The sequence below is a fragment of the Mesocryomonas lacus genome (assembly GCF_055730105.2).
In genome coordinates this window covers 717,210-727,338 of record NZ_JBUZWF020000001.1, presented here as the reverse complement: position 1 = coordinate 727,338, position 10,129 = coordinate 717,210, and the positions used below count along the sequence as shown (strand labels likewise).

Below are 10,129 nucleotides of genomic sequence, written 5' to 3'. Positions count from 1 at the left end.
GCGGTCCGGCGAAAGCTTTGGGAGCGCACGCGATGCCCGGCCTTCTGATCGCTGCCCCCGCTTCCGGTTCCGGCAAGACCACGGTGACGCTCGGCCTGTTGCGTGCGCTCCGCCGGGCTGGCGCGCGCATTGCCTCGGCCAAGGCGGGGCCGGACTATATCGACCCCGCGTTTCATGCCGCGGCAAGCGGGCGTCCTTGCGTCAATCTCGATCCCTGGGCCATGCGCCCGGCGCTTCTTGCTGCGCTCGCCGAGGAGGCAGTCGCGGGAGCGGGCTCTGGTGGGGCGGCCGACGGTCTCGTCGTCGAGGCGATGATGGGGCTGTTCGATGGCGCCGCCGACGGGACCGGGGCCTCGGCCGATCTTGCCGCTTTGCTCGGGCTGAACGTCGTCCTGGTGGTCGATTGCGCCAAACAGTCGCAGTCGGTGGCAGCGCTGGTGCGCGGGTTTCGCGACCACCGGTCGGAGGTGAGGCTGGCGGGCATCATCCTCAACCGCGTCGGCAGCGCTAGGCATGCCGGCATGCTGCAGGCGGCGCTCGTGCCGCTCGGCGTGCCCGTGCTGGGCGTGCTGCCGTCGGATCCGGGGCTGGCTCTGCCGGAGCGCCATCTCGGCCTGGTGCAGGCCGGCGAGCATGGCGATCTCGATGCCTTCCTCGACCGCGCCGCTGAATGGGTCGAGGCCGGGCTCGACCTCTCGGCGCTCCGGCGCCTGGGAGCGACGCCGGCGCCCGTGGAGGGGCTGGCCGTGCCCCGCCTGCCGCCGCTCGGACAGCACATCGCAGTCGCCCGCGACACCGCCTTCGCCTTTGCCTACCCGCATCTCCTGTCGGGCTGGCGGCAGCAGGGGACGTCGATCAGCTTCTTCTCGCCGCTGGCGGATGAAGCGCCGGAGGCGGCGGCCGATGCGGTCTATCTGCCCGGCGGCTATCCCGAGCTGCATGCCGGCCGGCTCGCGGCGGCCTTGCGGTTCAAGTGCGGCATGCGGGCGGCGGCGGATCGCGGCGCCGTGGTCTATGGCGAGTGCGGCGGCTACATGGTGCTGGGCGAGGCGCTGGTGGATGCGGGTGGCGAAGCGCATGCGATGCTCGGCCTGCTGCCGGTCGCCACCAGCTTCGCCGAGCGACGCCGGCATCTCGGCTATCGCCGGGCGATGATGGATTTTCCGTGGACGGGCGCGTTGGCGGCGCACGAGTTTCATTATGCGAGCATCCTGTCGGAAGGCGGGGCCGCTTCGCTGCTCACGGCGAGCGATGCAGCCGGCGCGGACCTCGGGGCCATGGGGCGCCGGGTCGGCACGGTCGGCGGGTCGTTTCTGCACGTGATCGACCGGGCATGAGGGCGCGTCGGTGTTCCCCTTTACGGGGTTGCCCGGGCACGCCCCCCCTCTGCCCTGCCGGGCATCTCCCCCTCAAGGGGGGAGATCGGCGCGTCCCGGGTCGCACCACCGCATCGCAGCCGGCGGAGCGCCGCGTGCCGCCCCCGACGCACCGATCTCCCCACCCGAGGGGGAGATGGCCGGCAGGCCAGAGGGGGGCGCGCTGCCGCCGCGGGACAGGCCCTGGAGAAACACCGACGTGACGGCGCATTTCCTCATCCTTCTCCTCGGCACGCTCCTCGACCGCCTGATCGGCGATCCCGACTGGCTGTGGCGGCGCTGGCCGCATCCGGTGGTGTGGATCGGAAGGGCGATCGGCGGGCTCGACCGTCGCTTCAACCGCGAAGACCTCTCCTTCGCCGCGCGCCGCCGCAACGGCGTCGTCGCCATTCTCGGGCTGCTGGCGGTCGCCATCCTCTCGGGCCTCGCGCTGCACGCGCTGCTCGCCAGGCTCGGGCCCCTCGGCCTCGTCGTGGAAGCCGGCATCGTCGGCATCTTCCTCGCGCAGAAGAGCATGGCCGAGCATGTCCGCCGCGTCGCCGAGGCCCTTGAAACAGGCGGGCTCGTCGAGGGGCGGCGGGCGGTGTCGATGATCGTCGGGCGCGATCCCGACCAGCTGGACGAGGCGGGCGTCTGCCGTGCGGCGATCGAGAGCCTGGCCGAGAACGCATCGGACGGCATCGTCGCGCCGTGGCTGTTCTACCTCGTCTTCGGCCTACCCGGCCTTCTCGCCTACAAGGTGGTGAACACTGCCGATTCGATGATCGGCCACATGAGCGAGCGTCACCGTGCTTTCGGCTGGGCGGCCGCGCGGCTCGACGATCTCGCCAACCTCGTGCCGGCGCGGGTCAACGCGCTGATGTTCGCTGTTATCGCCCCGACGCTGCCGGGCGCGCGGAGTTCTCGCACTGTGTGGCGCATCGCCCGGCGTGATGCCGGCCTGCACCGCTCGCCGAATGCCGGCTGGCCGGAGGCGGCGGCCGCCGCTGCACTCGGCCTCGCCTTCGGCGGTCCGCGGCGCTACGGCGCGCTGGTGGTCGATGCACCGCTGCTGCATCCCGAGGGGCGCCTTGCCGCCACAGGGGAAGACATCGACCGCGCTCTGGTGCTGCTGCGGCGCCTGTCTAACCTTTTGACCGCGCTGGCGCTCGGGCTGTTTCTCGTCGCGGGTCTCGGTTGATTCTCAGCCGGCGCTGACGGCAATCGCAAAGCCCAGCAGCGCGGCGATCTCGGTCAGCTGCTGGGCGGCGCCGAGGCAGTCGCCGGTCTGGCCGCCGAGCCGGTGGCGGATGAAGTTGCGGAACTGGCCGAGGATCAGAAGGCCCAAGAGGAGCGGCAGGACGGCGCCGAGCGGCCCGGCGGCGATCCCACCGACGACCAGCAAGCCGCCGCCGATGAGCCCGGCGATCCTGCCGGTGCGCTCCGGGGGCTGGCCGATCCGGGCGGCAAGGCCCCGCGGATCGGCGCTCGGCAGGCTCGACCAGAGCCAGGCCATGGCGCCGCGGCTCGCCGCCGCGGCCGCCAGCACGGCCAAGGCCGCAAGGCCGGGCCGTGCCGCGACGAGTTCCGCCAACAGCGAAATACGGAGCGCCAGCGACAGGATCAGCGCCAGCGCGCCATAGGCGCCGATGCGGCTGTCCTTCATGATCGCCAGCGCCCGGGCCTTTGGCTTATGGCCGCCGAGCCCATCGGCGACGTCGCCGAGCCCGTCCTCGTGCAGGCCGCCGGTGACGAGCACCATCGCCGTCACCGCGATCACGGCAATGCTCGTGGCGGACAGGCCGAGCGCGCCGCCGACGAGAATCAGCAGCGCTGCCGGCAAGGCGGCGACGAGACCGGCCAGCGGAAAGGCGTGCGCGTCGAGCCCCAGGGGATGCGCGCCGGTGAAGGCGCGCGACGCGGCGGGCAGGCGGGTGAGGAAGGCGAGGGCGCGGAGCGTGCTGGCGAGGAATAGCGGCATGCGGCTTCATAGCGCGCCGAACGGCCGGCCGATATGCCCGGTGAATCCGGCGGGCGTCATTACCGCTGTCCGGCAGGATGCGGTCAGCATGGCATCGGCTGCCAGGACGGTCAGCGGTAGGCCGCTGCTCCCGGCAAGGGCGCGAAAGCGTGAGGGCCATGTACAGCGCGGCAGCGCGGCTTTAAGTCAGGCGCCTGATCCCTGCCTGTTTCCGGCTCGCCACGAGGTTCTCCATGTCCGCCACCGGCCTTCCCTTCGACGACATCCGCGCCCTCGTCCGGCAGATGCCGGGCCCGGACGTTGCCGCCGTCAACGCCAAGCGGGCGCGCGAAGGGCAGCTGACGAAACCCGCGGGCTCGCTCGGCCGGCTGGAGGAGATTTCCGAATGGCTTGCCGCCTGGCAAGGCCGCGCCCCGGCGGTGACGCGGCCGCTGGTGGCGATCTTCGCCGGCAATCACGGCGTCGCCGCCAAGGGCGTCTCGGCCTATCCGCCGGAGGTGACGGTGCAGATGGTCTCGAACTTCGCCGCCGGGGGCGCGGCGATCAACCAGATCTGCGCGGCCTACGACCTCGGCCTGAAGATCTTCGACCTTGCCCTCGAAGTGCCGACCGCCGACATCTCGGAGGAGGCGGCGATGGACGAGCGCACCTGCGCGGCGACCATGGCCTTCGGCATGGAGTGCCTGATGGGCGAGCCGGATCTCCTGTGCATCGGCGAGATGGGCATCGGCAACACCACGATCGCTGCCGCCGTTTTCGCCGCGCTGTTCGGCGGCGCCGCCAGCGACTGGGTCGGCCCCGGCACCGGCCAGGGCACCGAGGGCATGGCGCGCAAGGCGGCCGTGGTCGAGCAGGCGCTGGCGCTGCATGCCGATCATCTCGGCGACCCGCTGGAAGTGCTGCGCCGGCTCGGCGGCCGCGAGCTCGCGGCGATGGCCGGGGCGATCGTCGCCGCGCGCCTGCAGCGCGTGCCGGTGATCATCGACGGCTATGTCGCGACCGCGGCGGCGGCGATCCTCTGGTCGATCGACAAGTCGGCGCTCGACCACTGCCTGTTCGGCCATGTCTCGGCCGAACCCGGCCATATCGACGCGCTGGAGGCGATGGACAAGGTGCCGCTGCTGGCGCTCGGCATGCGTCTCGGCGAGGGCGCGGGCGCGGCGATCGCGGCCGGCATCGTCAAGGCGGCCGCCGCTTGCCATTCCGGCATGGCGACCTTCGAGATGGCGGGCGTCACCGGCAAGGCATGATCGATCACGCGCCGCACCACCGGCGGGCGCCGCCGGGCCGCACGGTGCCTCAGGCGCAGTCGCGGTGGGTCGGTGCGTTCTCGATGAAGGTCGCGACGTCCGACGCCTGCATGGCCTTGCCGAAGAGATAGCCCTGGCCATTGCTGCAGCCGAGCAGCTTGAGGTGCTCGTACTGGCTGGCGAGTTCGATCCCCTCGGCTGTGGTTTCGACGCCGAGCCCCTGACCGAGCCCAACGATCGACTTCACGATCTTCGCCTGCTTTTCGTTTGCCTCGAACGAATTGACGAAGCTGCGGTCGATCTTGATCCGGTCGAACGGGATGTTGGCAAGCTGCGACAGGCTGGAGAAGCCGGTGCCGAAATCGTCGATGGCGATTCGGATGCCGGCCGCCCGCAACTCCCCGATGATCGCCATGGCCGCGTCGAGATCCCGGACCACGGCGCTTTCCGTGACCTCGAGTTCGAGGCGCTTGGCCGGCAGGCCGGTGTCCATGAGAAGACGTATAATGCGAAGGCCGAGAAGGCGGTCGGTCAGCTGGGTCGGCGACAGGTTGAAGGCGATATAGGTCTCGGCCGGCCAGGTCTTGGCGTCCACGCAGGCCTGGCGCAGTAGCTGGCCCGACAGTTCGGTGATGAGGCCGGCCTCCTCGGCCAGCTCGATGAAGGTCGAGGGCGGCACTGCTGTGCCGTCGTCGAGCGTCCACCGGGCGAGCGCCTCGAAGCCGCGGACCGCTCCTGTCTGCATGTCGACCAGCGGCTGGTAGTGCGGGCGGATGCTGCCGCTGGTGATCGCCTTGCGCAGCGCCCGCTCAAGGTCGATCCGCTCCGCCAGAGCGTTCTGGAGGCTCGGATCGTAGGTGCAGACCGAGTTCCGGCCCTGGCGCTTGGCGGCATAAAGCGCGAGGTCCGCCTGCTGCATGGCCGCCTCCACCCCATGCCTCCCGCCGCAAGCTGCAAGGCCGACGGAGGCGCCGACCTCCACCTGGAGATCGGCGATCACCAAGGGACTGCTGAGGACCTGCACGATCTCCTCGCAGAGCGCTTTGGCCGCGCTCCCCGTGCGGGGCGTGACGAGCAGGAACTCGTCACCGCCGAGCCGGATCGCGACATCCACCGGAAAGCTCTCGCTCAGGCGCCGCCCGATCGCCACGAGAAGCTCGTCGCCGCCGTGATGGCCGACGAGATCGTTGACCTTCTTGAAGCCGTCGAGGTCGATGGCGATGACGGAGCCGACCGATGACAGGCCCCAGTCGCCGTCGGCGAGGCGCGCCTCGAGGAAGTGGCGGTTCGGCAGCCGGGTCAGCGGGTCGTGATAGGCAAGCCATTCGGCGTAGCCCTCGGCCCTGTTGCGCTGGACGGCCTCCCGCTTCAGATCGGCGAGCCGCCGCCAGGCATAGACGAAGCCGAGCATTCCGGTCGTGAGGAGCCCGAGAACGAGGTCGTCGGCCTGCCAGGCCTCGTTCTCTTCGAAGTACCCATGCAGGATCTCATGGGCATCGACGTGCTGCAGCAGGCCCCAGGCAACGACACCGGAAGCCAAGAGGATCGCGGCGTCACGGGTGGCCGCGTCGGGAAAGAGGCGCATGCGGATTCTCCCAGTCGCGGGTAATGGTAGCTTGCTATCAAAATGATGAAGAATCGTTTGCAGGTGTCACAAAAATCCGCCCGGGGGCGCCGCATTTTCTGTTGGAGCGGCCCTGGACGGAGAAGGCGCCCGCCCGCAAAAGGTGCGATCCTGCGGCGGTGGGCGGCGCTGCTACTTCACTTCGCCGGGCTGCTTCGGATAGGTGATCAGGAAGGTCCAGGCGGAGTAGACGGCGATGCCCAGCGTCAGCATGCCCCAGACCTGTTCGCCGTGATACCACTCGACCGCACTCCAGGCCGCCGTCACCGCGACGATGGCGATCCGGCGCCAGAGCGGGCGGAAGAAGGGGTGTTCCTGGTTCGACATCGCCATGCGCAAAGCTCCTGCACTGCGGCCGACGGACTTGAGGGCGTCCCCGGCCGCGCTGGCCCGTGATAGGCGGCATGAGGCGCGGCGTAAACCATCGCCTCAGTTGGCATTCCGAACGGTGCCCGGTTGCTCTAAATCGCCACCAGCCTGAGATGACCTCCCAGGGCCGTTTTATTTCCGGATCGACAGCCTCATTGTTCGATGAAGTAGAGCCTTCGGACCGCCTACCTCTGCAAATATTTGAACGTATCCTGGCCTGCGCCAAGAATGTCGAGGACCAGTATCGAGGTTTCGTCGCTTACGTAATAAATCGTATGTCGGCGGTGCACGAAGCAACGCATGTTCGCGCGTCTCTCCAAGGCCTTGCCCAGCGCCGAATTTGCCTGAAGAAGCTCGAAGGCATGGTGCAGGCTGTCGAAATAGAGGTCGGCCTGCGTCTCGCCGAAGGTCAGCAGTGAATAGGCATAGATCTCCGCCAGCCTCTCCTCGGCCTTGCGCGAAAGCCTATAGCCGGCCATCCGCCTTCAGCCTCGCCTTCACGTCCGCCATGATCTCAGGCAGTTGCCGGTCGCCGACGCCGCTCGCGAGTGCCTCGTCGAGCCGTTCGTACAGCGCATCCGTGTCGAGGGGCCGGCTCTCCCGGTCCTGGCGGAGGAGAGCTTCCACGAAGTCGCTGGCGTCGGCATAGGCGCCTTCCTCGACGCGGCGCGCGACATAGGCGTTGATGTCGTCGGGCAGGGAGATGGAGATCTGTCCCATGTGCGGTCCCTCTTCGTCGGTGCCTTTGATATAGCGCAGCAGGCCGGGCTTCGCGATGGCCTCTCAGAGCGGGCGCAATGGCGAGGAGGAATAAGGCTGAGGCCGCGTCAGAGGAAGCCTGCCTTCTCTGCCTCCACCATCTCGCGGATCGCCGCTGCCACCGCGGCGACGGCGGCGTTGCCGCGGGCGCTCTCGTGATAGACCAGCCAGTAGGCGCGGCGCAGTTCCCGCGCCGGCAGGACGCGCTCGAGGCCGGGGCGCTGACGGGCGATGAAGGCATGCAGGATGCCGATGCCCGCCCCCGACGCCACCGCCTCGGTCTGCCCGAGCGCCGACGAGATCTCGAAACGGCTGCGGACATTGCCGGCGATCTCGGCGGCGTAGTCAAGCGCGGGCGTCGACAGGAGATCGCCGACATAGCCGACTAGCCGGTGTCCCGCGAGGTCCTCCAGCGCCATCGGCCGTCCGTGCACGTCGAGATAGGCGGTCGCGGCATAGAGGCCGAGCGCATAGTCGACGAGCTTCTGCGCTACCAGCCTGCCCTCTTCCGGGCGGTCCATGGTGATGGCGATGTCGGCCTCGCGCCGCGACAGCGAGAAGGCCCGCGGCACCGGCACGAGTTGGATGGTGAGGCCCGGATGCCTTTCCGTCAGGACGCCGACGCGCGCGGCGAGGAAGGCGGTGCCAAAACCGTCCGGCGCGCCGATCCGGATCGTGCCGCTGAGCCCGACCTCGGCACTGCCGAGCAGGGAGCGCGCCGAGAGCATTTCCGCCTCCATGCGTTCGGCGCCCGGCAGGAAGGCGGCGCCGTCGGCGGTCAGCGTGCAGCCGTTCGGCCGGCGCTCGAACAGCTTGGCCGCCAGCGCCTTCTCAAGCTGGTCGAGCCTCCGCCCGACGGTCGCGTGGTTCAGCCCCAGCCGGCGGGCTGCGGCGAGGATCTGGCCGGCGCGGGCGACGGCGAGGAAGAGCCGAATATCGTCCCAGTTCACTTGCATTGACCTTCGAGCGGAGCGGGGACGCTGGTTTTTGCACAACGGATGCGCGTTGGCATGTCTTGATTCGGTCCGGGTTTGGCGGACACTGCGCGGCATATCGGATCAGGGAGACGGACATGACCAGCATCGGCCACTTCATCGACGGCAAGCGCGTGCCGGGCTCGGCCGGCCGCACGGCCGACATCTTCAACCCCGCGACCGGCCAAGTGACCGCGCAGCTGTCGCTCGCGACCGCCGCGGACCTCCAGTCTGCGGTGGACGCGGCGAAGGCCGCGCAGCCGGCCTGGGCGGCCACCAACCCGCAGCGGCGCGCCCGCGTTTTCATGAAGTTCGTGGCGCTGCTCAACGAGAATATGCAGGAGCTCGCCGAGCTCCTGTCGTCCGAGCACGGCAAGACGATCGAGGATTCCAAGGGCGACATCGTGCGCGGGCTCGAGGTCTGCGAGTTCGTCATCGGCATCCCGCATCTCATGAAGAGCGAGTTCACCGAGGGCGCCGGGCCGGGCATCGACATGTACTCGATCCGCCAGGCGGTCGGCATCGGCGCCGGCATCACGCCGTTCAACTTCCCGGCGATGATCCCGATGTGGATGTTCGCGCCCGCCATCGCCTGCGGCAACGCCTTCATCCTGAAGCCGTCGGAGCGCGATCCGTCGGTGCCGATGCGCCTCGCCGAGCTGATGATCGAGGCCGGTCTTCCGAAGGGCATCCTCCAGGTCGTGAACGGCGACAAGGAGACGGTCGACGGCATCCTGCAGCACCCCGACATCTCGGCGGTGAGCTTCGTCGGCTCGACGCCGATCGCCGCCTATGTCTATGCCGAGGCTGCCAAATTCGGCAAGCGCGCCCAGACCTTCGGCGGCGCCAAGAACCACATGATCATCCTGCCCGACGCCGATCTCGACCAGGCGGTCGACGCGCTGATCGGCGCCGGCTACGGCTCGGCCGGCGAGCGCTGCATGGCGATCTCGGTGGCGGTGCCGGTCGGCGAGGCGACGGCGAACGCGCTGATCGAGAAGCTGGTCCCGAAGGTCGAGGCGCTGAAGATCGGCCCGGCGACCGATGCCTCCGCCGATTACGGCCCGGTGGTCACCAAGGCCGCCCAGCAGAAGATTCTCGGCCTGATCGAGCAGGGCGTTGCCGAGGGCGCCGACCTGAAGGTCGACGGGCGCGGGTTCAAGATGCAAGGCTATGAGGACGGCTTCTTCGTTGGCTCCTGCCTCTTCGACCACGTCACCCCCGACATGGAGATCTACAAGCAGGAGATCTTTGGCCCCGTCCTCTCGGTGATCCGCGCCAAGACCTACGAGGACGCGATCGCCTTGCCGATGAAGCACGAATACGGCAACGGCGTCGCGCTCTACACCCGCGACGGCGATGCGGCGCGCGATTTCGCCAGCCGCATCAATGTCGGCATGGTCGGCATCAACGTGCCGATCCCGACGCCGATGGCCTACCACTCCTTCGGTGGCTGGAAGCGCTCGTCTTTCGGCGACCTCAACCAGCATGGGCCCGATTCGATCAAGTTCTGGACCCGGACGAAGACCGTCACCTCGCGCTGGCCGTCGGGCATCAAGGCGGGCGCCGAGTTCTCGATCCCGACGATCTCGCACTGAGGCTCACGCCTCGGTCGATGACATGATGCGCCGGCGAGGCACCCAGTGGTGACGCTGTTCCTTCGCTCCTCCGGGGAGAAGGGAACCGGCAGGCCGAAGAGGGGGACGCCGGAAGACGACCGCGCGCCCCTCTCGGGCAAGGCAGCGGCGCTCCCCCTCATCCCGCTGCCGCGACCTTCTCCCCGGAGGGGAGAAGAACGCAGCCTTGCCGGCCGCGCC

10 protein-coding genes are annotated in these 10,129 nt (G+C 69.2%); 4 read left to right on the top strand and 6 right to left on the bottom strand.

Annotation, left to right across the window (positions count from 1 at the left end; all coding sequences use genetic code 11):
- Positions 1 to 32 precede the first annotated feature (32 nt).
- On the top strand, positions 33 to 1,337 hold the full coding sequence (locus ACZLZQ_RS03345; protein WP_472948152.1) for a cobyrinic acid a,c-diamide synthase CobB: 1,305 nt from the start codon (positions 33 to 35) through the stop codon (positions 1,335 to 1,337).
- 175 nt (positions 1,338 to 1,512) lie between these two features.
- Positions 1,513 to 2,556 (top strand): adenosylcobinamide-phosphate synthase CbiB, encoded by a 1,044-nt coding sequence (cbiB, locus tag ACZLZQ_RS03340; RefSeq protein WP_472948151.1) that lies wholly within the window; start codon positions 1,513 to 1,515, stop codon positions 2,554 to 2,556.
- Between the two features lie 3 nt (positions 2,557 to 2,559).
- On the opposite strand, the gene ACZLZQ_RS03335 is transcribed toward cbiB, so the two are convergent.
- Positions 2,560 to 3,336 carry an adenosylcobinamide-GDP ribazoletransferase gene (locus ACZLZQ_RS03335; RefSeq protein ID WP_472948150.1) on the bottom strand — a complete coding sequence of 259 codons (777 nt, stop codon included), beginning with the start codon at positions 3,334 to 3,336 and terminating at the stop codon, positions 2,560 to 2,562.
- A gap of 233 nt (positions 3,337 to 3,569) precedes the next feature.
- Between ACZLZQ_RS03335 and cobT the strand changes: the two genes are divergently transcribed.
- The gene (cobT, locus tag ACZLZQ_RS03330; protein WP_472948149.1) at positions 3,570 to 4,586 is read left to right on the top strand and encodes a nicotinate-nucleotide--dimethylbenzimidazole phosphoribosyltransferase; all 1,017 of its coding nucleotides are present in this window, start codon (positions 3,570 to 3,572) and stop codon (positions 4,584 to 4,586) included.
- Between the two features lie 49 nt (positions 4,587 to 4,635).
- On the opposite strand, the gene ACZLZQ_RS03325 is transcribed toward cobT, so the two are convergent.
- The 5 genes from ACZLZQ_RS03325 to ACZLZQ_RS03305 all read right to left on the bottom strand — a co-directional run bounded on the left by ACZLZQ_RS03325 (position 4,636) and on the right by ACZLZQ_RS03305 (position 8,288).
- Positions 4,636 to 6,171 carry a putative bifunctional diguanylate cyclase/phosphodiesterase gene (locus ACZLZQ_RS03325; RefSeq protein WP_472948148.1) on the bottom strand — a complete coding sequence of 512 codons (1,536 nt, stop codon included), beginning with the start codon at positions 6,169 to 6,171 and terminating at the stop codon, positions 4,636 to 4,638.
- 171 nt (positions 6,172 to 6,342) lie between these two features.
- Positions 6,343 to 6,543, bottom strand: a complete 201-nt coding sequence (locus ACZLZQ_RS03320) for a DUF3329 domain-containing protein (protein ID WP_472932068.1) — start codon at positions 6,541 to 6,543, stop codon at positions 6,343 to 6,345.
- Between the two features lie 221 nt (positions 6,544 to 6,764).
- Complete coding sequence (locus ACZLZQ_RS03315; protein ID WP_472948147.1) at positions 6,765 to 7,058, bottom strand: type II toxin-antitoxin system RelE/ParE family toxin; 294 nt, start codon at positions 7,056 to 7,058, stop codon at positions 6,765 to 6,767.
- Complete coding sequence (locus ACZLZQ_RS03310; protein WP_472948146.1) at positions 7,045 to 7,299, bottom strand: ribbon-helix-helix domain-containing protein; 255 nt, start codon at positions 7,297 to 7,299, stop codon at positions 7,045 to 7,047. The genes ACZLZQ_RS03315 and ACZLZQ_RS03310 overlap by 14 nt, the downstream gene beginning before the upstream one ends.
- Positions 7,300 to 7,406: 107 nt before the next feature.
- Positions 7,407 to 8,288: a LysR family transcriptional regulator gene (locus tag ACZLZQ_RS03305; RefSeq protein ID WP_472948435.1), complete on the bottom strand. Its 882-nt coding sequence runs from the start codon at positions 8,286 to 8,288 to the stop codon at positions 7,407 to 7,409.
- Between the two features lie 122 nt (positions 8,289 to 8,410).
- Between ACZLZQ_RS03305 and ACZLZQ_RS03300 the strand changes: the two genes are divergently transcribed.
- Positions 8,411 to 9,910, top strand: a complete 1,500-nt coding sequence (locus tag ACZLZQ_RS03300) for a CoA-acylating methylmalonate-semialdehyde dehydrogenase (protein ID WP_472932072.1) — start codon at positions 8,411 to 8,413, stop codon at positions 9,908 to 9,910.
- The last annotated feature ends 219 nt before the right edge of the window (positions 9,911 to 10,129 follow it).